A 22,590-nucleotide genomic window follows, 5' to 3' on the forward strand; every position below is an offset into this window, starting at 1 on the left:
CCGCCAGCCCCGTCACCAGCCCCGTCACCAGCAGGGAGGCGGTCGTTCGACGCATCATCCTGGCAGGCTACCGGGGCGCCCCCGGCGGGGGACGCCCCGGTGCGGTCCTGCCTGCCGTTTCAGCGGCCGCGCATGACCAGCCGCTGCCCGGCCGACATCCCGGTCTTGCCCATCATGGGCCGCCGGCTCGACATCATGCGCATGAGCCGGTCACGCATGGTGGGACGCCAGACGATCCTCGGCCGCCTGGCCGTCGTGGACTGCCACGTCACCATCGGGCGCCGTCCCCTGCTGGAGCGCCACGCCGCCATGAGCCGGTCGGTCATGGTGGGGTGCAGCACGATCCTGGGCCGCGTCATCGTCGTGGACCGCCACGTCACCATGGGGCGCCGCCCCATGGCCGCCATCGGGCCCTTGCCGGTCCTGTGACGCATCGCCCCCATCGGGCCCTTGCCCGTCTTGGAGCGCAGCGCCGACATCGGGCTCGTCTGGGGACGCCACGCCGCCGTGCGGCGCTTCCCCGTGAGACGCCAGGCCGGCATGGGGCTCCGCCTCGACGTGCCCCGCATCATCGGCCGGGTCATGGGCCGGAACGTCACCCGCCGCCCGGTCTGGCGGCCCTGCATCATGCGGCGCACCACCAGAGCGGTCACCGCGCCCGCCGCCATGACGAGCAGCACCGGACGTCTGCCGGCCTTGACCTGTTCGGGGGCGGTCCCCCGGACCTTGCCCGCCACCTGTGACGCCTTGCCCTTGACGGTCTCCGCCGCGCCGGCGGCCCTGCTCCTGGCCACCTCGGCGGCATGCCCCGCCCGGGCCTTCACGTCGGTCTTGGCGGCCAGGGCACTGACGGTCTCCCCCAGCTCTCTCCTGGTCTCCTCGATGTCTCTGCGCACGTCGCCCCCTTCGTCGTCGTCTTCCGCGCGTTCCCCTCGCCGTCTGCTCCTGCGGCTCTCCCTTCTGGTGCCCGTACGGGTCCCCGCCTGGTCGTCGTGTGTCCGGTCGCCCGTACGGGTGCCCCGCAGGGACTCCTCCTCGGGGCGCAGGTGCTCCACGGCCTCCGTGCGTTCGTCCTGCACGGGGGCCTCGGGGACGAAGGTCTCGTGTCCCTCACGGGCGGCCTCCGCCCGGCGCGCGTTCTCCGCCGCGCCCTCCCGGGTCGGGGGAACGTTGATCGACTCGCGCTCGGTCGGCGTGCCCACGGTCGCCCGGTGGGCGCCGACGTTGCCGGCGTGCTGATCGCTGTATCCGGGATCGGTCTCGCTCATCGATTACCTCCGATGAAGCCACTGCCCTCAAGCCGGCGAGAAAGTCGGCCCCGTGCGAATCGGGGGCATGCCGGCGTGCTGCGAGGGCGGGCTTCAGCGCCGCGCCTTCTCCTTGACCAGGTCGATGTCGGCCTTGACGCTCGCGATGGTCTCCGACGGGACCGGTGGGCCGACCCGTTTGACCTGGCTCTTGCCGGTCAGCCCGAGCACCGCGGCGGCGATGAACAGCACGACCGCGACGATGGCGGCGGCCAGCCACCCGGGCATGACGAGCGCGAGCAGCATGATGACGGCGGCCACGAGAGCGGCTCCGCCGAAGAACGCGGCCATTCCGGCCGCACCGAACAGCCCCGCGCCGAAGCCCGCACGCTTGCCCTTCTGCGTGAGCTCCATCTTGGCCAGGCGGAGCTCGTCCCTCACGAGCCGGGAGACCTGCTCGGAAAGATCACTGACCAGCTTGTGGGTGTCGTTCACGACCGTTCGCCTCCTCCACTGGGGAAGGCGACTACCCACGGGACAGGTCTTCTATCACCTGGTCAGCGCTTGGCGGCCTTGATCAGCTTCCCGAGGAGGGACAACACCGGGTCCTTCTCGACCTCGCACCAGCCGGCGGGCCGCTTCGGCTTGCTCCACGGTGAGGGCAGCTCGCACGAGGGAGCCTGCGGCTTGGGCCGCTCACACCACGATCCGGGAGGGTTCATACCTTTACCCTACCCTTTCCAAGGCGGCTCATTAAGGAATCGATCTACCGTCGGCCGGGGTAGCCTGCCGACGTGCTGGTACACGCGGTTTGGACGGACGACGGGCTCGCCTTCTGGGCCGAGACCACGTCCGCTCACCCGGCCGCCGGGGGCAGGCCCCGGGAGGCGCGGGCCCATCCGTTCGCGGCCGGCGCGGCCGAGGTGGCCGCGGTGCTCGGGCTGGACGACGCGCCGCCCTACGAGCTGGAGCTGTTGCTGCCCGGGTCGGTGCGGGAGCCGCTGCCCTCGCCGGAGAGCGGGCGGCAGACGGAGACCGTCCGGCCGAGGCTGCGGGCGTGGCGGGTGCCCGCCGTCGTCCCGCCGGCCGCGCGGGCGCTGCGGCTCCCGGCGGAGCACTCCGCCACCGCGACGATGCGCCACTGGGCCGCCGTCACGGCCTTCGCCCACGATCTGGTACGCCGGGGCCGCGTCATCCCGCAGCTGGCGCCCGCCGCCGACGCGACGGGGCGGGCGGTGTGGCGGCCCGTGCTCACCGGGGCCGACGCCGCGTACTCCCGGGAGCTGGCCCTCGCCATGCCGCCGGTCTGCCGGGCCTGGCGTGCCGAGCGGCCGTCGGCGCAGGTCCTCGGCGCGGCGCTGGAGGCGTTCACCGACGCCCTCGTCCGCCGTACGCTCACCGAACCTCTCACCGCTCGGCCCGAGACCCCGGCCGGGCGGTGGCTGGCCGCGCTGACCGGCGACTCCCCCGTCTGCCCCGACGTCCCCGCGCTGCGCCGCGAGCTGGAGGCGTGGCGGGGCGCGGTGGCCTCCGCCGAGGGCGCCACACGGGTGTGCTTCCGCCTGACCGAACCCTCCGAGACCGCACCCTCCGAGACCGCCGCAGCCTCCGAGACCCCCGCGCCCTCCGAGGCCGCCGGCTGGCGGGTGGAGCTGGCGTTGCAGGCCGCCGACGACCCCAGCCTGTATCTGGAGCGGCGAGGCCGTGACGGGCCTGCCGGGCAGGCCGGAGCACGACCTGCTGGCCGGGCTGGGGCGGGCGGTGCGGCTGTATCCGGAGCTCGACCGGGCCCTGCGCGTGCCCCGGCCGTGCGAGCTGGCGCTGGACACGGCGGGCGCGTTCGCGTTCCTGCGGCAGGCGGCGCCGCTGCTGCAGGCCGCCGGGTTCGGGGTGCAGCTGCCGCGCTGGGCCGGGCGTACGCGGCTCGGGCTGAAGCTCACCACCCGCGCCAAGGCGCAGTCCGCGGCGGCGAGCCAGGGGTTCGGGGCTGCGCGAGCTGGTCGACTTCCGGGTGGACCTGGCGGTGGGCGAGGAGACGATCAGCGAGGAGGAGCTGGCCGAGCTGGCCCGGCTCAAGGTGCCGCTGGTCCGGGTGCGCGGCCAGTGGGTGGAGCTCGACGAGCGGCAGCTCAAGGCGGCGCTCAGGGCCGTGGAGTCCGCTCGCTCGGGCCAGGCGCCCGCCGGCGACCTGCTGCGCGAGATCATCGCCCACGACGACGAGCTGCCGCTGCTGGAGGTCGACGCCGACGGCGTGCTCGGCGACCTGCTGTCCGGGCAGACGGAGCGGCGGCTCACCCCGCTGGGCACGCCGCCGGGCCTGGACGCGAGGCTGCGGCCGTACCAGGAGCGGGGGCTGGCCTGGCTGAGCTTCCTGTCGGAGCTGGGCCTCGGCGGGGTGCTGGCCGACGACATGGGGCTGGGCAAGACGGTCACCACGCTGGCGCTGCTCGTCCGCGAGCGCGCCGACGCCCCGACGCTGCTGGTCTGTCCCATGTCGCTGGTGGGCAACTGGCAGCGGGAGGCGGCCAGGTTCGCGCCGGGGCTGCGGGTGTACGTCCACCACGGCAGCGGGCGCGACGCCGCCCGGATCGGCGCGGCGGACCTGGTGATCACCACGTACGGCACCGCCCAGCGCGACCTGGAGACGCTCAGGGCGCACACCTGGCGCAGGGTCGTCTGCGACGAGGCGCAGGCGATCAAGAACAGCAGCACGCTGCAGGCCCGCGCCGTCCGGTCGATCCCGGCCGGCACGCGGCTGGCGCTGACGGGCACCCCTGTCGAGAACCACCTGGCCGAGCTCTGGTCGATCATGGAGTTCGCCAATCCCGGGCTGCTGGGGCCGCGTACCCGGTTCAGGACACGGTTCCAGGAGCCGATCGAGGCGCGGCAGGACGAGCAGGCGGCCCAGGCACTCAGGAGGGCGACGGGGCCGTTCATCCTCCGGCGCGTCAAGACCGATAAATCGGTAATTTCTGATTTGCCGGAGAAGCTGGAGGTCAAGGAGTGGTGCCCGCTGACCACTGAGCAGGCCACCCTCTACCAGGCGGTCGTGGACGACATGCTGACCAGGATCGACAGCAGTGAGGGGATCGAGCGGCGGGGCCTGGTGTTGTCGGCCATGGCCAAGCTGAAGCAGGTCTGCAACCACCCGGCCCACCTGCTCAAGGACGGCTCCCGCCTGGCCGGCCGGTCGGGCAAGCTGGCGCGGTTGGAGCAGCTGTCGGAAGAAATCCTCGCAGAAGGCGAAAAAGCGCTACTTTTCACGCAATATGCCGAATTCGGGGCGATGTTGCAGCCGTACCTCGCCCAGCGGCTCGACCGGCCGGTGCTCTGGCTGCACGGCGGGCTGCCCAAGAAGACCCGCGACCGCCTCGTCGACCGTTTCCAGGACGACCCCGAGCCCATGCTGTTCGTGCTCTCGCTCAAGGCCGCCGGCGTCGGGCTCAACCTCACCGCCGCCAACCACGTCGTCCACGTCGACCGCTGGTGGAACCCCGCCGTCGAGGACCAGGCCACCGACCGCGCGTTCCGGATCGGCCAGCGCAAGAACGTCCAGGTGCGCAAGCTCATCTGCGCCGGCACCCTGGAGGAACGCGTCGACCAGATGATCGAACGCAAGAAGGCCCTGGCCGAGCGGGTCGTCGGCGCCGGCGAGGAGTGGCTGACCGACCTGTCCACCGACGAGCTGCGCGACGTCTTCAAGCTGACCGCCGAGGGGGTGTGAGCATGCCGTGGTACGACGGCGGCGGGCCCATCCGCGTCGAGGGCGGCATCAAGGCCCGCTCGCGGCGCGGCAGCATCGGCTCCACGTGGTGGTCGCGCCGGTTCATCGACATCCTGGAGCGCGTCTGCGACAAGGGCCGCCTCTCGCGCGGGCGGTCCTACGCCCGGCAGGGCCAGGTCCTGTCCATCGACCTGTCCCCCGGCGAGGTGCGCGCCGCCGTCCAGGGCTCGCGGCCCGACCCGTACGACGTCGTCGTCAGGATCGAGGCGTACGACGAGGAGCGCTGGGCGGCCGTCGAGGAGTCCATCGGGGCGCAGGCCGTCTACCGGGCCAAGCTGCTGGCGGGCGAGATGCCGCACGAGATCGAGGAGTTGTTCGCGGCGATGGGGATCGACCTGTTCCCGCGCGACCTCGACATGGAGTGCTCCTGCCCCGACTGGGGGTTCCCGTGCAAACACCTGTCGGCTGTGCTGTACCTGCTGGCCGAGTCGTTCGACGACGACCCGTTCCTGGTGCTGGCCTGGCGCGGGCGTACGCGCGAGCAGCTGCTCGGCTCGCTGGCCGGTGAGCCGGCGGGAGACCTGCTGACCGTCGCGGACGTGCCCTTCGCCGACCGGCTGGCCGACTTCTACAGCGCCGGCGCCACCGCCCACCGGCCCGAACGCCGCCCCTCGGCCGCCGCCCCCGACCTGCTGCCGCGGGTCTTCCCGCCGCCCGGAGACCTGACCGGGCCGCTCACCGCCGCGTACCGCAGACTCGGGGACGCCTGAGCGGTCAGCGGTCCTCGAACGAGGCGGGCACCATCACCCGCACGCCGTTGGGCACCACCCGCAGCCGGATCGGCGTGCGCAGCCGCACCTCGCCGTCGACGTCGGCGGCCATCGGCGGGTCCGTCTCCAGCAGCATCTCCCGGCCCACCACGAACGGCCCGCCCGCGAGGCTGCGCCAGCGGCCGCTGGTGGCCCGCAGCAGCGTCTCGCCGAGCAGCCGCAACTTCTTGCCCGAGCCGAGCTGGTAGGCCACGAGCATGCCGTTGTCGATGCTGATGTCCTTCGCCACCTGCCAGCCGCCGTGGAAGCGGCCGTTGGCGATGTTGAGCTGGTGGGTGAGCAGCTCGTGACGCTGCCCCTCCACCGTGATGTACGCGCGGAACGGCCGGTGGCCCGGCAGGATCGTCAGCGCCGTGAGCGGGTAGGCCGGGCGGCCCAGGATGCGCTTGAGCCACGGCTTCACCTTGCCCGCCACCTCGACCGACACCCCGAAACTGGCCAGGTTGGCGAACGGCCGGTCGTCGGCCATGCCGAGGTCGATGTCGGCGACCTTGCCGGTGTCGAACACCTTGATCGCCCCCGCCAGGTCCAGCGGCAGGCCCAGGCTGCGGGCGAAATTGTTCGTCGTGCCCAGCGGCAGCACGCCCAGGGCGACGTCACGATGGGCGACATGACGGACGGCGGACGACAGCGTGCCGTCGCCGCCCCCCACGATGAGCAGGTCGGGCCCCGTGGCCAGGGCCGTGTCGAGCAGGTCGCGCAGCCTCTTGGGGTTGTACACCGACAGCTCCGCCAGCGGCTCGAACCCGAGGTTGTGGATCTGCTCGATCACCTCGAAGTAATGACGACGGCCGCGGCGCGAGCGAGTGTTCACCACCACCGCCACCCGGCGATCCCGCCGGATCGCCTCGGTGTGCTCGGCTTTGGCGCGCAGTTGGCTCATGGTCATCATCGTAGAGGGCACCGCGTGCCCTCTGAGGTCGGTCGCTGAACGTGACCACCTTAGGGGGCTCCTGTGCGGGGCAACCTGAGAACCCACCCTCCGGCACCTCTGCAAACCTCCCAAAAGCCAACATAACGCGGGACCGAAGCAGGAACGGGCAATCCTTCGGCGGGAACGTCGGCGGTGGGGTGGGGCCGCCCCTTCGGGGGCGGCCCCGTTCGGTGGGTTACTTCTTGGTGGTGCGTGGGGGGACGACGTGGACGAGGGCGCCCACGTTGCCCGGGAGGGGGGCCAGGAGCTTGAACTGCACGCCCAGGGCCTTGCCCTCGTCACCCGGGTTGCCGGTGCCGAGGACGGAGCCGGCGACCGTCTGGCCGTACAGCTCCGTGGCCGGGGTGCCGTCCTGGTGCACCACGCGGGTGGAGTACGCCTGGTCGCCCTTCGACGGCACGACCACCGAGGCGTCGAAGTCGCGGTAGTACAGACCGCCGTCGATCGTCTCGATGCCCGGGTACCACGTCTTGGCGTCGGTGAAGGTCGAGACGCCCTTCTGCGCGGGGAAGTCCGTGCAGAACTGGCTGAACGGCTCGTCCTCCGCCTCCAGGCACTCCTTGAACGGGTACGTCTTGCCGAACCCGAACGCGGCGTTCGAGGTCTGGACGCGTCCCTGCAGGTTCTTGTTGAGCTGCGGGTCCTTCTCGGCCGCCGCGCCCGTGCGGCGCAGCGGCTCGTAGTGGGAGTCCACGATCAGCAGGCTGCCCTTGGGCCCGATGCTCGGCTGCGTCTGGATGGTGTCGTAGACGTTGTTGTTGATGTACGTCGAGTCGCGGTACCAGACCAGCAGGCCGGGCGCGTTGTACTTGACCTTCTGCACCTTCCACGCGCCGTCACGCAGGTAGTCGGTGTCGTAGGTGTACTGCAGGCCCTTGTCGAAGCCGTCGAAGTTGCGCCACTCGGCCAGGTAGAACCGGGAGATCTCGCGCTCGCCGTTGTTACGCGTCCAGCCCTGGCCGCTGGTGTTGGTGAACGTGCCGACGATGTGCAGCCAGCCGGTGTCGCTCTCGGCGTCGTCGCTCCACACGGCCGTGCCGCCGTTGGTGAGCTCGAAGTCGTCGACGTGCCAGCCGCGCATCTGGTAGGCGGCGTCGGTGTTGTACGTCAGCCGCAGCTTGATCGTCTGGCCGGCGAACGGCGTCAGGTTCACGTAGTCGTGCCGCCAGGCGCCGCCGGTGTCACCGGTGAGGCCGTACTTCTTGTTGCCGAAGGTGACGAGGTTCTTGTACGGGTCGGCGTAGTCGTCCGGCGTGCTGACCTCGTTGCCGGCCTCGTCGTAGACCTTCTGCTGGGTCCACGTCTCGCCGCCGTCCGTGGAGACCTCGACGAAGCCGAAGTCCCAGTCCTGCTCGATCTCGTAGTTGTTCCACATCCACAGCTTGAGATCGTCACCGGCGGGGACGGGCAGGTCGCGGGTCAGCGTCAGGTTGGCCCACTCCTGGTCGAGGTTGCTCCACCAGGCGTTCGAGCCGCTGTGCACGTCGATCATCTTGACCGGCGACGACTCCAGGTTGACGCGGACGCCGTCCTCGGTGAGCTTCGGCGTGCGCGAGGACTGGCCGACGGTGACGACCTTGGCGCGGTCGCCCGGCTCGAACACCTTCGGGTTCGCCCAGCCGAGCACCCACTTGTCCCACAGGCCCATGTGGGCCGGCATCGACTGGAAGATCGGGCCGGAGTGGGAGCCGCTGGACATGAGGTCCCAGAAGTCGACGGCGGAGCTGGCCGCGCCCGTGGTGTCGTACAGGTCGGGCAGGCCGAGGTCGTGGCCGTACTCGTGGGCGAAGACGCCGACGCCGGCGTCCTCCGGCTGCACGATGTAGTTGGAGATCTTCTTGTCGCTGCCGGGGATCTTGTAGCCGCCGGCGACCGCGCTGGAGTGCGCCCAGATGGCGTACGTGCCCTCGGCGCCGCCGTCGGACGACTTGTCCTTGCCGGCGTGGACCAGCACCAGGTGGTCGATCACGCCGTCGGGCTCGGCGTGGTTGCCGTCGCCGTCGGCGTCGGAGATGTCCTCGACGTCGTAGTCGGCCCACGGGAAGTCGGGCTGGGCCTGGGCGAGGGCGTTCACGGTGTCGATCGGCAGCTGCTGGGCGCCGAGCGGGTTGTCCGGGTGGCCGGACATGTCCTGGGGCGCGCCGCCGCAGGCCGCGGCGCCGTACCAGGCCTCGGAGTGCGGGACCTTGATCCAGCCGACCGCCGAGCCGGTGACGGAGTAGGCGCCCTTCGACATCTCCTCGTACATCCGCTTCAGGGTGTGGCCGGAGATGTCGATGCCGCGCTTGCCGTCACGCGGGTCCTTCAGGTCGGGACGGACGCGCTCGGTGATGCCCTTGTCGGTGTAGAGCATCTTGTTGAAGTGCTCGGTGCTGAAGTCCTCGACCCAGAAGGAGTTGTTGTCCTTGGCCGGCAGGGTCGCCGGGTCGGGGATGTTGTTGTGCAGCGGGCCGTTGAGGAACGTGCCAGGCGGCTCGACGACGCAGTCGTTCGGGGCGCTGTTGACCGTGCGCAAGCGGTTGTAGCCGGAGAAGTCGTCGTTGGCCTGCTCGTTGAACTCGACGAGGATCGTGAGGAGCTTGGCCGTACGGACCTGCTTCGACTTCTTGAAGATCCAGTCCGCCGGGTTGCGGCCGGTCCTGATGGCCTCGTTCTCGCGGGCGGCGAGGATGCGGCCGGCCGCCGGGTTGCCGCTGGAGAACTTGCGGTCGAACTTCTCGGCCGGAGACAGCGACCGCGCCTTGGCGTTGTTGAGGGTGGGCTCCTGCGGGTCCCTCTCGACGCTCGGGGGCGCGTAGTTGATGTAGTGGTCCGCGGCCGTCGGCTGGTAGCGGGCGACGGACTCCGCCTGGGCGGGTGGCGCGGACAGTGCGGCGCCCAGGAGGGCGACCACGGGGAAAGCTGCTAACAGGCGCTTCGTGCTGGGCACCGGGAACCCTCTCTGCCCGGGGTCTCCGGGCAATCGGCCATGAAGAGTGCAATGCCGGACGTTAGAGGGTAGGTAAACTCAGCGTAAAGGCCGTTGTGTAAACGTGATCAAACTACGACATATAGGTCATCATTCTCACCGCGACGATGCTGCCGGCGAGCGCGCCGCCGTAACACACCACCGCGATCAGCCGGTCGAACCGGCCGATGCCGAGCAGCTCCTCGCTGGTGAAGCGGAGCCGGTGCGCCGCGTGGAAGAGACAGAGCACGACGACGACCGCCAGCGCGATCCGTACGAGCCCGTGGCCGGCCAGCGCCCGCAGGTGGGCGGCGTCCGGCCAGTCCACCACGCCGAGCGGCATGAGCACCCCGAACAGCAGCACGACCACCGGCAGCACCAGCGCCGCCACCACTCCCCCGCCGGTGAACAGCAGCCACAGGTACGGCTCCGGCGTGCGTCTCCTCGGCGTCATCACGACCTCAGCACGACATAGGCGATCAGCAGCGAGACCAGCGCCCAGGCCGTGTGGTTGCCGCCCTGGATCATCCAGGCCGGCACCCGCCGGCCGTCCAGCCGGACGACCGTGGCCTTCGGCGCGAGGTTGAGGAACGTGACCGCGTGGAAGACCGTCGCGGCCAGCGCCACCACGTTCAGGGCGATCATCCACGGCCGCGCGGCCAGCGCGGCGAACTCCGGCAGGCTCCCGCCCAGCACGGCGTCGACGAGCATCAGCAGGAAGACGATCGACCAGGCCACGAAGACGCTCGTCAGCTCGCGCAGCACGAACACGGTGTAACCGCGGCTGCGGGTGAACCAGAGCCGGTCGCGGCGCGGCCGGTAGGCGTCCGCGCGCGTGTCCCCCGTCATCCCGCCTGTCATCTCCCGCGTCATCGCCGGCTCCACGGCAGCACCGAGCGCAGCGCGGCGCTCACCTTGTAGCGCTGGATGGCCTCGGCGGGGTCGACGTGCTTGGGGCAGACCTTGGTGCACTCGCCGACGAACGTGCACCCCCACACCGCGTCCTCCAGGTTGAGCACGTCGAAGCGGTCGTCCATGTCGCGCGAGTCCAGGTTGTAGCGCTGGGCCAGCGCGATCGCGGCCGGGCCGAGGAAGTCGGGGTCGAGCACGTAGACGGGGCAGGCCGAGTAGCACAGCAGGCAGTTGATGCACATGCTGTACTGCTTGTACGCCTCCAGCTGCTCGGGCGTCTGGGCGTACTCGGCGGTCAGCGGCGGCTCCTCGCCCTCCCTGACCAGCCAGGGCCGCACCGACGACAGCTTGGCCAGGAAGTCGTCGATGTCCACGACCAGGTCGCGGATCACCGGGAACCCCTTGAGCGGCTCGATCCGCACCGGGCCGGGGGCGTACTCGGTGAGGAAGGTGCCGCAGGTCAGCCTGGCCTCGCCGTTGACCGTCATGCCGCACGAGCCGCACACGCCCATCCGGCACGACCAGCGGAACGACAGGCTGCCGTCGAGCCGGTCCTTGATGTGGGTGAGCCCGTCGAGCACCGCCCAGTCGTCCATGAGCGGCACGTCGTACGCCTGGAACACCGGCTCGGCGTCCTCGCCGGGCCGGTACCGGGCGACCTCCATCCGGATCACCGGCGTCTCAGCGCTGTCAGTCACGGCCGTAGACCCTCTCTCCCGGAGCCCAGCGGGTGATCGTCACGGGCAGCAGCCCCACCGACGGGGTGCCGTCGGGGGCGCGGTGCACCAGCGAGTGGGCCAGGTAGGCGGCGTCGTCGCGGTCGGTGTGGTCGGTGCGCTGGTGCGCGCCGCGCGACTCGCGCCGGTTCAGCGCGCAGGCCACGATCGTCTGCGCGACCTCCAGCATGGCGTGCAGCTCCAGCAGGTTGATCAACTCGGTGTTGAACGTGGTGCTGCCGTCCTCGACGCGGGCCTCCTCGGCGCGCTCGCGCAGCCCGGCCAGCGTGTCGGCGGCCTTGGCCAGCACGTCGCCGCTGCGGTAGATGCCGGCCGCCCCTTCGAGGGTGTGCTGCATCTCCTCGCGCAGGTCGGCGATCCGGCCGCCGTTCCCGCCGCCCTCGCGCGCGCGTGCCAGCCGGCGCCGCTCGTCCTCCCCCTGGCTGTGCACGGCCGCCGGCTCTGCCTCCCGGTGCGAGCGGGCGAACTCGGCGGCGGCGATTCCCGCCCGGCGGCCGAAGACGAGGATCTCGGGCAGTGAGTTGGAGCCCAGCCGGTTGGCGCCGTTGATGCTCACGCACGCCGTCTCCCCCGCCGCGTACAGCCCGGCGACGGTGGTGGCGCCGTCGAGGTCGGTGTGGACGCCGCCCATCATGTAGTGCACGACCGGGCGCACCGGGATGAGGTCGCTCACCGGGTCGAGGTTCTGGTAGCTGCGGCACAGCTCGCGCACGAACGGGATGCGGTGCTCGATCTTCTCCTCGCCGAGGTGGCGCAGGTCCAGGTAGACGACCGGCCCGTACGGGGTGTCGGCGGTGCGGCCCCTGCGCTGCTCGTGCACGAACGCCTGCGAGAGCCGGTCGCGCGGGCCCAGCTCCATGCTGCGCAGCGTCGGCTCGGGCGTGGGGGTGCCGAGGTCGTAGTCCTGCAGGTAGCGGTAGCCGTCCTTGTTGATCAGCCAGCCGCCCTCGGCCCTGGCCGCCTCGGTGATGAGGATGCCGGTGAACGGCAGCCCGGTGGGGTGGTACTGGACGAACTCCATGTCCTTCAGCGGCGCCCCCTCCCGGTAGGCCAGGGCCATGCCGTCGCCGGTCTTGATGGCGGCGTTCGTGGTGAAGGGGAAGGCCCGGCCGCAGCCGCCGGTGGCCAGGACGACGGTCCGGGCGGGGATGGTCTCGACGCGGCCGGTCCTGATCTCGACGGCCACGACGCCGTGCACGCGGCCGTCGTCGACGACGAGCTTGGTGACGTACCACTCGTCGTACCTGATGATGTCCTGATATTTCAGGGTGGTCTGGAAGAGGGTGTGCAGCAGGTGGAAGCCGGTCTTGTCGGCGGCGTACCACGTGCGCATCTTCTTCATCCCGCCGAACGGCCGCACGGCCACCCGGCCGTCGCGCTCGCGGCTCCACGGGCAGCCCCAGTGCTCCAGCTGGATCAGCTCCCGCGGCGCCTCGGCCACGAACGCCTCGACCGCGTCCTGGTCGCACAGCCAGTCGCCGCCGGAGATCGTGTCGTAGCAGTGCTCGTCGAGCGTGTCGCCGAGGCCGATCACCGCCGCCGCGCCGCCCTCGGCGGAGACGGTGTGACTGCGCATCGGATACACCTTCGACACGACCGCCACCTTCAGCGCCGGATCGGTCTCGGCCACCGCCACGGCCGCCCGCAGCCCCGCCCCGCCGCCTCCGACGATGAGCACATCGATCATGTCCGTCATTTCCCTCGATCCGGCTCGGCCTGGTCCTTGATGCGCTTGCCGTCGTGGCGGACAGCGGACATGTGGATGCTGCCGTCGTGGTACTCGTGGCGGATGCGGCGGCAGCCGCAGGTGTAGAACCAGTCGCGGATCAGCAGGCCGTAGCCGTCGTCCTCCATGAAGCGCTCACCGCCGACCTTCCTGCCGCAGGGCGCCGTCTCGGGGGCGAAGGGAGTTCGCGTTCCAGTCATCGCCGGTCTCCCTCGGGGGGCGGAGTCACCTCCACACAAGCACCAACCGGGCGCCCCGGCTAGGTCGCGAACCCGTCAGGAGCGCGTGCCCTCCGGGGCCTTCGGCTCGTCCCCCGGGCGCGGCCCCGGCTCGGGCGGTTCGGCGTCGGGGGCCTCGTCCGGCGGCACGCGGGGGTAGTGCAGGTCGAACGCGGGCCGCTCGGATCGGATGGGCGGGATGCTGGTGAAGTTGTGCCGGGGCGGCGGGCAGCTCGTGGCCCACTCCAGCGAGTTGCCGTAGCCCCACGGGTCGTCGAGGGTGACCTTCGGCGCGCGCCGGGCGGTCTTGAAGACGTTGTAGAGGAACGGCAGCGTCGAGGCGCCCAGCAGGAACGCCCCCACCGAGGAGAGCTGGTTGAGGAAGGTGAAGCCGTCGGCCACGCCGTAGTCGGCGTAGCGGCGCGGCATGCCGGCCGCCCCCAGCCAGTGCTGGACGAGGAACGTGGTGTGGAAGCCGACGAACAGCGTCCAGAAGTGCACCTTGCCGAGCCGGTCGTCGAGCATCCGCCCGGTCATCTTCGGCCACCAGAAGTAGAAGCCGGCGAACATGGCGAACACCACGGTGCCGAAGACGACGTAGTGGAAGTGGGCCACCACGAAGTAGGTGTCGGTGATGTGGAAGTCGAGCGGCGGCGAGGCCAGGATGACCCCGGTCAGCCCGCCGAGCAGGAACGTCACCAGGAAGCCCACGGCGAACAACATCGGCGACTGGAAGGTCAGATGCCCGCGCCACATCGTGCCGATCCAGTTGAAGAACTTCACCCCGGTCGGCACCGCGATGAGGAACGTCATGAACGAGAAGAACGGCAGCAGCACCTGCCCGGTCGGGAACATGTGGTGCGCCCACACCGTCATCGACAGGCCCGCGATCGTGATCGTCGCGCCCACCAGCCCCATGTAGCCGAAGATGGGCTTACGGCTGAAGACCGGGATGACCTCGGTGATGATGCCGAAGAACGGCAGCGCGATGATGTACACCTCGGGGTGGCCGAAGAACCAGAACAGGTGCTGCCAGATCAGCGGCCCGCCGTTCTCGGCGACGAAGACCTGCGTGCCGAGCTTGCGGTCGGCCTCCAGCACCAGCAGCGCGGCGGCCAGCACGGGGAAGGCCAGCAGCACCAGCAGGCCGGTCAGCAGCACGTTCCAGGTGAACAGCGGCATGCGGAACATCGTCATGCCGGGCGCGCGCATGCCGATGATCGTGGTGATGAAGTTGACCGAGCCGAGGATCGTCCCGAGGCCGGACAGCGCGAGCCCCATGATCCAGAAGTCGCCGCCGATCTGCGGCGAGTACACCGACGACGACAGCGGCGTGTAGGCGAACCACCCGAAGTCGGCCGCGCCGCCGGGCGTGAAGAAGCCGATCAGCACCATCAGCCCGCCGAACAGGAACAACCAGTACGACACCGCGTTCAGCCGCGGGAAGGCGACGTCGGGCGCGCCGATCTGCAGCGGCATGATGACGTTGGCGAACCCGGCGAACAGCGGGGTGGCGAACAACAACAACATCACCGTGCCGTGCACGGTGAACAGCTGGTTGTACTGCTGCTGGCTGACGAGCTGCATGCCGGGCGCGGCGAGCTCGGCCCGGATGACCATGGCCATGACGCCGGCGATGAGGAAGAACCCGAACGAGGAGATCAGGTACAGGTACCCGATGACCTTGTGGTCGGTGGTCGACAGCCAGGAGGCTATGACGGTCCCGGTGCGGCGGCGCCTGACCTGCTCGATCGTGGTCTCGCGAACAGTCGTCACGGCTGCTCCCCTCCTGTACGGAGTTGTGCCTGCCCCGATCTACCCATTGCACGCCAAGCCGCGACGCGGGGGAAGCCGTCTTTTGCCATCTGCCGCCAGGACTTTTGCGCCCGGCGTCCACATGCGTCCACATGCGTCCACATGACGGAAGTTCGCCGGGCCACGGCGCGCCATCTTCTATCCTTCAAGCCGGACCGACTCGGAGGAGAAGATCGTGACCGCTCAGCGTGACTACGCCGCCCTCGTCCAGCGTGGGCTCTCGCTCGACCTCACCAGGGGCAAGCCGTCGCCGAGCCAGCTCGACCTCTCCAACGACATGTTGCGGCTGCCGACGTCCTACCGCGCGGCCGACGGCAGCGACGCCCGCAACTACGGCAACCTGCAGGGCCTGACGGAGCTGCGCGAGCTGTTCGCGCCGCTGCTGCAGGTGCCCGCGGACCGGCTGGTCGTCGGCGGCAACGCGAGCCTCGCGCTCATGCACGACACCGTGGTGCACGCGCTGCTGAGCCCGCTGCCGGGCGCCGCGCGCCGGTGGATCGAGGAGCCGGAGATCACGTTCCTGTGCCCCGTCCCCGGCTACGACCGGCACTTCACGATCTGCGAGCGGCTCGGCATCAGGATGGTCGCCGTCCCGATGACGGCCGAGGGCCCCGACATGGACGCCGTCGAGCGCCTGGTCGCCGCCGACGCGAGCGTCAAGGGCATGTGGTGCGTGCCGAAGTACAGCAACCCGACCGGCGTCGTCTACAGCGACGAGACGGTCCGCCGGCTGGCCGCCATGCCGACGGCGGCGCCCGACTTCCGAATCTTCTGGGACAACGCGTACGCGGTGCACCACCTCACCGACACCCCGGCCGAGCTGGCCGACGTGCTGGCCCTCAGCGCCGAGCACGGCCACCCGGACCGGGTGTTCGTCTACGCCTCCACCTCCAAGGTGACGCTGGCGGGCGCGGGGGTGTCGTTCTTCGGCTCCTCGCCGGCGAACGTCGAGTGGTTCCTGCGCAACACCGCCAAGCAGTCCATCGGCCCCGACAAGATCAACCAGCTGCGTCACGTCGAGTTCCTGCGCGACGCCGAGGGCGTGGCGGCCCACATGCGCCGGCACGCCGAGCTGATCGGCCCGAAGTTCGAGCTGGTCGACAAGGTGCTGGCCGAGCGGCTCGGCGGCCTGGCGAGCTGGACGAGCCCGAAGGGCGGCTACTTCGTCAGCCTGGAGGTGCCGCACGCGGCCGAGGTGGTGGCGAAGGCGAAGGCGGCCGGCATCGCGCTGACGCCCGCGGGCGCGACGCACCCGTACGGGAAGGACCCCGACGACCGGACGATCAGGATCGCGCCGACCTACCCCGGGCTGGACGAGCTGGAGCAGGCGATCGAGGGGCTGGCCGTGTGCGTGCGGCTGGTGGCCGAGGAGCGCGCCTGACCGCCTCGGGTCACCGGGCGCCGGGACGGAAGCCGAAGAGGTATTCGCGCGTCTCGCTCGGATGGAACGCGATGTCGAGGCCCGGTTCGAAGGCCACGTTGTCGCGTGGGCAGTAGCGCAGCCGCTCCCACACGGCCAGGGCCTTGTCCCTGGCCGTGGCCTCGGCCGCGTCCCGGCGGCGGGCGCCGCGCGCGCCGAGCACGTTCAGCAGGCCGAACATCCAGAACAGGCCCGTCAGGCAGAACGGCGCCAGCAGCACCTCTCCCCACTTCGGGTCCTGCCCCATCGCGATCACCAGCGATATGACCAGGTGCACGAGGGCCGCGACGAGGAGCAGCACGTATCCCTGGTTCCGCACCCAGGGCGTGTAGTGGCGGCTGGGGAACGACAGCCAGACCGCCAGTTGCGTGCGGCTCATCACGTGCCGGGACGCGCCCAGCGCCGCCGCCGTCGGCAGGTCGGCGACCTCGCGCGCGCCCGGTAAGCGCACCCGCCCGATCTTGTACGTGGTCCCCGCGGCGACCACGCCCGGGACGGCGAGGACCTGGTCGGCCTCCGAACACACCGGGCACCTCACATCCATCCGGGCAGTTTGGCTGTAAGGGAAGTCCGGCGCAAACCATAGAGTTCACTGTGTGAGACCGATTGATGCCCTGGTGAACTCCTTGCCCGAAGCGCGCGTCGTGACCGACCCCGACGTGATCGACTCCTACGCCCGCGACCGCACGTTCGTGGCGCCCGGCAAGCCGCTCGGTGTGGTGCTGGCCGCCTCCCGCGACGACGTGGTGACCACCCTGAAGTGGGCCACCGAGCACCGGGTGCCGGTGGTGCCGCGCGGCGCGGGCACCGGCCTGGCGGGCGCGGCGGTCGCGGGCGACGGCGTGATCGTGTTGTCGCTGGCGAGGATGACCGCGATCAAGGAGCTCTCCCCCGCCGACGAGATCGCCGTCGTCGAGCCCGGCGTGATCACCGCCGACCTCGACCGGGCCGCCCGGGAGCACGGCCTCATGTACGCGCCCGACCCGTCGTCGTACGAGATCTCCACGATCGGCGGGAACCTGGCCACCAACGCCGGCGGGCTGCGGTGCGTCAAATACGGCGTGACCAGGGACTCCACGCTCGGCCTCGAAGTCGTGCTGGCCGACGGCCGGATCCTGAACACCGGCCGGCGCACCATGAAGGGCGTCACGGGCTACGACCTGACCGGTCTGTTCGTCGGCTCTGAGGGCACGCTCGGCGTGATCACCTCGGCCACGGTGCGGCTGCGCCGCGCGCCGGCCGTGCCGCCGGCGACGTTCGCGGCCGAGTTCGGCTCGCCGCGGGACGCCGGCGCGGCCGTGTCGGCGATCATGGCGGCCGGCTGCCAGCCGTCGCTCATGGAGCTGCTCGACCGCACCACGCTCAAGGCCATCGACGACTGGCGCAACATCGGGCTGGAGGACGCGACGCAGGCCATGCTGATCGGCCAGTCCGACGCCGCCGACGGCCAGGCCATGGCCGAGCGCATGCAGCGGATCTGCCTGGACAACGGCGCGTCGTTCGTGGCCGTGTCGTCCACCCCCGAGGAGGCCGAGGAGCTGATCGGGGTCCGGCGGCTGGCGTACGGGGCCAAGGAGCGGATGGGCGCGTGCCTGGTCGAGGACGTGTGCGTGCCGCGGTCCAAGCTCGCCGAGATGATCATCGCGATCGAGGAGGCGGCGGCGCGGCACGGCGTGCTGATCGCCACGGCGGCCCACGCCGGCGACGGCAACCTGCACCCGGTCTTCATCTTCGACCACGGCACCCTCGAGCCGCCCGCGGAGGTGTGGGCCGCGGCGGACGAGGTGTTCACCACCGCGCTGCGGCTCGGCGGCACGCTCACCGGCGAGCACGGGGTGGGCCTGCTGAAGCGGCGCTGGCTCGCCATGGAGGCGGGGCCGGTGGCGGCCGAGGTGCAGAACGGCATCAAGGCCGTCTTCGACCCGCTCGGCATCCTGAACCCGGGTAAAGCCATTTGACTTAACGATCTTGAGTTGACCAAGACGTGACCTGTCTGCTGATTCACCACACCACCTGCGATAAAAGGCTGACTTTTTTGGTCAAAACATGAAAGTTCTGTTACGAGCGGCAGACTTGACAAGGGTCCCGCTGGTAGCGTTTTGCCTCATCTGTTGAGGTTGTGATGGGGGTCCGACGTGAATCAGTTCCAGCCGTTGGCGGCGGACGACCCGCGGCGGCTGGGGGCGTACGACATCGTCGCCCGGCTCGGCGAGGGCGGCCAGGGCGTTGTCTACCTGGGCAAGAGCGACTCGGGTGAGCAGGTCGCGGTCAAACTCCTGCACCACGCCCTGGCGGCGGACGCCGACGCGAGGACCCGTTTCCTGCGCGAGGTCGCCGTGGCGCAGCGGGTGGCCCGGTTCTGCACCGCGCCCGTGCTCCACGCCGACCTCGAGGGCAGCCGCCCGTACATCGTCAGCGAGTACGTCCCGGGCCCTTCGCTGCGTGAGCTCGTCATCAACGAGGGGCCGCGGCGGGGCGCGGCGCTGGAACGGCTGGCGATCAGCACGGCCACCGCGCTCGCGGCCATCCACCGGGCGGGCATCCTGCACCGCGACTTCAAGCCCGCCAACGTGCTGATGGGCCCCGAGGGGCCGGTCGTGATCGACTTCGGCATCGCCCGCGCGCTCGACTCCCCGGGCGCGACGGCCACCGGGATGGCGATGGGGACGCCGTCTTACCTGGCGCCGGAGCAGCTCAGCGGGGCCGCGGTCTCCGAGAAGGCCGACGTGTTCGCCTGGGGCGTCACCATGGTGTACGCCGCGACGGGCAAGCCCGCGTTCGGCTCCGACTCCATCCCCGTCGTGATGAACCGGATCCTGAACGAGGAGCCGCAGCTCGGGGGCATGGAGGGCGTGCTCGGGGAGCTGGTGGCCGCCTGCCTGTCGAAGGACCCGGCCCTGCGCCCGACCGCCGACGAGCTCATCGTCCGCCTCACCGGCCAGCCCGCCCCCAACGCCGCCGTCGAACCGGTCGCCGGCCGCCCGGACACCACCCCGTCAGCGCCCGCTCCTTCCGCGCCTGCTCCTTCCGCGCCTGCTCCGGGGGTTTCCCCGGCTTCGGGCCCGGACGTCTACCCGGGCCCGTGGACCCAGCCGAACCCGATCCACGTCGCCGGCGGCCCGTCCCAGACCGGCCCGGTGGCCCCGGCCCCGCCGCAGACGGGCGACTACGGCCGGCACGCCGCTGCCGCCGTCCAGAACCACGGCTTCCCGCCGCACCCGGGCGCCCCCTACGGCGGCCAGCCCGGCACCCCGCACGGCGCACAACCGGGCGGCCTCCAGGGCGGCCCGTACGCCGGTCACCCTCAGGGCGGTCAGCCGGGGGCCGTGCACGGCGGTCAGCCCGGGATGCCGTTCGGGGCGCAGCCCGGAACGCCCGGTGGTGTGCCGCCGCAGGGCGGCGCGCGTCCCGCGGGCTCGCCTCCGGGTGACGGTGTGCCGCCCAAGCAGCGGCGGACGCTGACCCTCGCGCTGACCGGAGCCGCCGCCGCGGCCCTGCTCGTGGTCGCCGGCGCCGTCGTGGTGCAGGCGAACAGCAAGGAGGAGGTCCCGGTCGTGGCCGTGGGCAACTCCTCCCGGGAAGCCTCCGGCGACGGCTCGGGCGCGGCGGGACAGCCGGGCGAGCCCCCGGTCGGTCAGACCACCGTCCCCGAGATCCCCACGGCGAACGAGGTGCCCACCCTCGACATCGAGTCCGGGCAGGACGAGAAGAAGACCAAGAAGCCGGTCGCCAACGTGCCCGAGGTGGTCACGGACGTGCCCCGCCAGCCGGTCGGCACCCCGCGCTCGGAGCCCTCGCCGTCACCGACGAAGACCCGCAAGAAGCGCACGAACGTCGAGCCCGGTCACGAGGCGTCGACGCCGCCGTCCGACGAGCCCACGACGGCCCCGTCGCCCACGAAGGCGCCGACGACCAAGCCCAGCACCAAGCCGACCGCCAAGCCCACCACGGTGAAGCCGACGCCCGCGCCGAAGCCCAACACGGTCAAGCCGACCACCGTGTGCGGCGCCGGTTACCAGGTCATCAACTCCCACTCGCTGGGCGTGGACGCCACGATCTACCTGCTGTACAACAACAGTGCGGGCAAGAACTGCGTGATCACGATCTCCCGCATGGTGCACCCCGGCAAGGTCAAGATGAACGCGATCCTCCAGGTCAAGGGCGGCTCCAGCGCGAGCGACCCGGGCGCCTTCACCTCGTACGCGGGCCCGCTGCGCCTGCCCGCGGCGAAGAAGTGCGTGATCTGGGGCGGTTCGTGGGGCACCAAGAGCTGGAAGTCCGGCTGGAGCCACTGCGGCTGAGCCCCGGCGGCGGCCTGATCGGCACGGGGTAGCGTGCTGCGCATGAGCCTCGTACACAAGGATCTGACGGCCGGCGTCGCGACCGTCACGCTCGACTCGCCGCCCAACCGCAACGCCCTGTCCGTGCGCCTGCTGGCCGATCTGGCCGACCGGCTCGCCTGGGCGCTGGCCGAGCCGGAGGCCCGGGTGATCGTGCTGACGGCGACGGGCACGGTGTTCTGCTCCGGGGCCGACATCAAGGAGCAGCGCGCCGGGGACGGCCGGCCGGACGCGCCGGTCACCGCCTCGCTGCCGGAGATCCTGCGGACGCTCTGGGAGAGCCCGAAGCCGGTGATCTGCCGGCTCAACGGCACCGCCAGGGCGGGCGGCCTGGGCCTGGTGGCGGCGTGCGACTTCGCGATCGCGCCGCTGACGGCGTCGTTCTCCTTCACCGAGGTGCGCCTCGGCGTCGTCCCCGCGATGATCTCCGTTCCGGTGCTGCGGCGGGTGGACGCCCGCGCGGCGGCCGACTACTTCCTGACCGGCGAGGTGTTCGACGCCGCCCGGGCGGCCGAGATCGGGCTGCTGTCGCGGGCGGTGCCGGAGGAGGAGCTGGACGCGACCGTCGCCCGCTACGCCGAGATGCTGATGAAGGGCGGTCCCGAGGCGCTGGCCCTCACCAAGCGCCTGGTCAGGGAGGTGCCGCGGGTGTCGTTCGAGGAGGGGCTGCGGCGGATGACCGAGCTGTCGGCCGAGCGGTTCACCTCGGAGGAGGGTCAGGAGGGCATCGCGGCGTTCATGGAGAAGCGCTCACCCAAGTGGGTCCCCACGGGGTCACCCGGCCAGTGACCGCCAGGCGAGCAGCCCCGCGCCGATCAGCCCGGCGAGCGGGCCTAGGGCGGACGCCCGTACCCGCGGGGCCTGCCTGAAGCCGAGGCGGTGGGCCAGGCGCTCGCGCAGCGGGACGATCAGGGCGTCGCCCGCCTGTGACACCCCGCCGCCGACCACGATCGCCGCGGGATCGGCCACCAGCGTGTACGTCGCCAGCGCCACCGCGAGCGCCTCGACCGCCTCCGCCCACACGCGCACGGCCTCGGCGTCCCCTTCGGAAGCCAGCCGCACCACGTCGGCGGCCCCGGGGACGCCGAGGCGGGCCGCCATCGCCCCGCCGGACGCGTACGCCGCCAGGCAGCCCCGCTGGCCGCACCCGCAGGCGAGCCCGTCCGGACGCACCGGGATGTGCCCGATCTGCCCGGCCCACCCGTTCGCGCCCCCGTAGAGCGATCCCGACAACGTCATCGCGCCCGCGATGCCCGTGCCGACGGGCAGGAAGAGCACGTCGCCGTCGCCGGCCCCGCGGGCCAGCTCCGCCTCCCCGGCCGAGCGGACGTCGTGGCCGAGCGTCACCGGCAGGTCCACGTCCGCGAACGCGGCGGCGGGCACGTCGCGCCACCCGAACGCCGCGGCGAACACCGCGTGCGTGGGCGTGACCAGGCCGGGAACGGCCACCCCGACGGCGAGCGGGCGCGTCCCCGCGCCGGGCTCGGCGAGGTCGGCGACGAAGCCGGAGATCGCGGCGACCACCCGCTGCGGCCCCTCGGCGCGGGGCGTCGGCCGCCGCTCGACCCGCAGCAGCGTGCCGTGCCTGGCGACCAGGCCGCCCTTCATCGTGGTGCCGCCGACGTCCACCGCGGCCACGCAGTCCATCCGCCGTCCTCTCCCTCACGCGGTCCGGGTTGACCTTGTGCGCGGGGCTCTCATAGGGTCGGCGACTAGAATATCCTTCGGTCGAAGGGCGGT

Annotated in this window: 20 protein-coding genes and 1 pseudogene; 7 read left to right on the forward strand and 14 right to left on the reverse strand. The window is 71.4% G+C overall.

Annotated elements, in window-relative coordinates:
- Positions 1-119: 119 nt before the first annotated feature.
- The 4 genes from C1J01_RS19070 to C1J01_RS52230 all read right to left on the reverse strand — a co-directional run bounded on the left by C1J01_RS19070 (position 120) and on the right by C1J01_RS52230 (position 2,793).
- The gene (locus C1J01_RS19070; RefSeq protein WP_111180332.1) at positions 120-1,268 is read right to left on the reverse strand and encodes a DUF3618 domain-containing protein; all 1,149 of its coding nucleotides are present in this window, start codon (positions 1,266-1,268) and stop codon (positions 120-122) included.
- Between the two features lie 93 nt (positions 1,269-1,361).
- Positions 1,362-1,742: a phage holin family protein gene (locus C1J01_RS19075; protein ID WP_111180333.1), complete on the reverse strand. Its 381-nt coding sequence runs from the start codon at positions 1,740-1,742 to the stop codon at positions 1,362-1,364.
- Between the two features lie 62 nt (positions 1,743-1,804).
- On the reverse strand, positions 1,805-1,969 hold the full coding sequence (locus tag C1J01_RS49930; protein ID WP_181448845.1) for a hypothetical protein: 165 nt from the start codon (positions 1,967-1,969) through the stop codon (positions 1,805-1,807).
- Positions 1,970-2,205: 236 nt separating this feature from the next.
- On the reverse strand, positions 2,206-2,793 hold the full coding sequence (locus C1J01_RS52230) for a hypothetical protein (protein WP_235854529.1): 588 nt from the start codon (positions 2,791-2,793) through the stop codon (positions 2,206-2,208).
- A 251-nt stretch (positions 2,794-3,044) separates the two neighbouring features.
- Here C1J01_RS52230 and C1J01_RS53125 point away from each other — a divergent pair.
- The 3 genes and pseudogenes from C1J01_RS53125 to C1J01_RS19085 all read left to right on the forward strand — a co-directional run.
- Positions 3,045-3,149: pseudogene (locus C1J01_RS53125) on the forward strand (SNF2 helicase-associated domain-containing protein); the annotation flags it as partial.
- Positions 3,150-3,258: 109 nt separating this feature from the next.
- A complete protein-coding gene (locus C1J01_RS53130; protein ID WP_268958724.1) occupies positions 3,259-4,971 on the forward strand; it encodes a DEAD/DEAH box helicase in 1,713 nt (570 codons plus the stop codon).
- Positions 4,972-4,973: 2 nt separating this feature from the next.
- Positions 4,974-5,741 (forward strand): SWIM zinc finger family protein, encoded by a 768-nt coding sequence (locus tag C1J01_RS19085; RefSeq protein ID WP_111180334.1) that lies wholly within the window; start codon positions 4,974-4,976, stop codon positions 5,739-5,741.
- A 4-nt stretch (positions 5,742-5,745) separates the two neighbouring features.
- On the opposite strand, the gene C1J01_RS19090 is transcribed toward C1J01_RS19085, so the two are convergent.
- From C1J01_RS19090 to ctaD, 8 genes are all read right to left on the reverse strand, one after another.
- Entirely contained in the window at positions 5,746-6,684 is a 939-nt protein-coding gene (locus C1J01_RS19090; RefSeq protein ID WP_111180335.1) for a diacylglycerol/lipid kinase family protein, read from the reverse strand.
- A gap of 226 nt (positions 6,685-6,910) precedes the next feature.
- On the reverse strand, positions 6,911-9,664 hold the full coding sequence (locus tag C1J01_RS19095; protein WP_111180336.1) for an immune inhibitor A domain-containing protein: 2,754 nt from the start codon (positions 9,662-9,664) through the stop codon (positions 6,911-6,913).
- Positions 9,665-9,776: 112 nt separating this feature from the next.
- A complete protein-coding gene (frdD, locus tag C1J01_RS19100; RefSeq protein WP_111180337.1) occupies positions 9,777-10,136 on the reverse strand; it encodes a fumarate reductase subunit FrdD in 360 nt (119 codons plus the stop codon).
- Positions 10,136-10,531 carry a fumarate reductase subunit C gene (locus C1J01_RS19105; protein WP_111180358.1) on the reverse strand — a complete coding sequence of 132 codons (396 nt, stop codon included), beginning with the start codon at positions 10,529-10,531 and terminating at the stop codon, positions 10,136-10,138. The genes frdD and C1J01_RS19105 overlap by 1 nt, the downstream gene beginning before the upstream one ends.
- A gap of 20 nt (positions 10,532-10,551) precedes the next feature.
- Positions 10,552-11,292 (reverse strand): succinate dehydrogenase iron-sulfur subunit, encoded by a 741-nt coding sequence (gene sdhB, locus C1J01_RS19110; RefSeq protein WP_328589650.1) that lies wholly within the window; start codon positions 11,290-11,292, stop codon positions 10,552-10,554.
- Complete coding sequence (gene frdA, locus C1J01_RS19115) at positions 11,285-13,018, reverse strand: fumarate reductase (quinol) flavoprotein subunit (protein ID WP_220039987.1); 1,734 nt, start codon at positions 13,016-13,018, stop codon at positions 11,285-11,287. The genes sdhB and frdA overlap by 8 nt, the downstream gene beginning before the upstream one ends.
- A gap of 5 nt (positions 13,019-13,023) precedes the next feature.
- The gene (locus tag C1J01_RS19120; RefSeq protein WP_111180339.1) at positions 13,024-13,257 is read right to left on the reverse strand and encodes a hypothetical protein; all 234 of its coding nucleotides are present in this window, start codon (positions 13,255-13,257) and stop codon (positions 13,024-13,026) included.
- A 75-nt stretch (positions 13,258-13,332) separates the two neighbouring features.
- Entirely contained in the window at positions 13,333-15,051 is a 1,719-nt protein-coding gene (gene ctaD / locus C1J01_RS19125) for an aa3-type cytochrome oxidase subunit I (protein ID WP_111180340.1), read from the reverse strand.
- A 214-nt stretch (positions 15,052-15,265) separates the two neighbouring features.
- Here ctaD and C1J01_RS19130 point away from each other — a divergent pair, with 214 nt between their 5' ends.
- Entirely contained in the window at positions 15,266-16,471 is a 1,206-nt protein-coding gene (locus C1J01_RS19130) for an aspartate aminotransferase type Ic (protein ID WP_181448846.1), read from the forward strand.
- Positions 16,472-16,481: 10 nt separating this feature from the next.
- Here the strand turns inward: C1J01_RS19130 and C1J01_RS19135 are convergent, their stop codons facing one another.
- A complete protein-coding gene (locus C1J01_RS19135; protein ID WP_111180342.1) occupies positions 16,482-17,036 on the reverse strand; it encodes a hypothetical protein in 555 nt (184 codons plus the stop codon).
- Between the two features lie 70 nt (positions 17,037-17,106).
- Between C1J01_RS19135 and C1J01_RS19140 the strand changes: the two genes are divergently transcribed.
- From C1J01_RS19140 to C1J01_RS19150, 3 genes are all read left to right on the forward strand, one after another.
- Positions 17,107-18,468 (forward strand): FAD-binding oxidoreductase, encoded by a 1,362-nt coding sequence (locus C1J01_RS19140; protein WP_235854530.1) that lies wholly within the window; start codon positions 17,107-17,109, stop codon positions 18,466-18,468.
- 177 nt (positions 18,469-18,645) lie between these two features.
- A complete protein-coding gene (locus tag C1J01_RS53135) occupies positions 18,646-20,811 on the forward strand; it encodes a serine/threonine protein kinase (RefSeq protein WP_181448847.1) in 2,166 nt (721 codons plus the stop codon).
- 42 nt (positions 20,812-20,853) lie between these two features.
- The gene (locus C1J01_RS19150; protein WP_111180359.1) at positions 20,854-21,639 is read left to right on the forward strand and encodes an enoyl-CoA hydratase-related protein; all 786 of its coding nucleotides are present in this window, start codon (positions 20,854-20,856) and stop codon (positions 21,637-21,639) included.
- On the opposite strand, the gene C1J01_RS19155 is transcribed toward C1J01_RS19150, so the two are convergent.
- Positions 21,625-22,497 (reverse strand): ROK family protein, encoded by an 873-nt coding sequence (locus tag C1J01_RS19155; protein WP_111180344.1) that lies wholly within the window; start codon positions 22,495-22,497, stop codon positions 21,625-21,627. The two genes, C1J01_RS19150 and C1J01_RS19155, sit on opposite strands and share 15 nt — an antisense overlap.
- Positions 22,498-22,590: the final 93 nt, after the last annotated feature.

The sequence above is a fragment of the Nonomuraea aridisoli genome, from assembly GCF_003236395.1.
Classification (GTDB): domain Bacteria; phylum Actinomycetota; class Actinomycetes; order Streptosporangiales; family Streptosporangiaceae; genus Nonomuraea; species Nonomuraea aridisoli.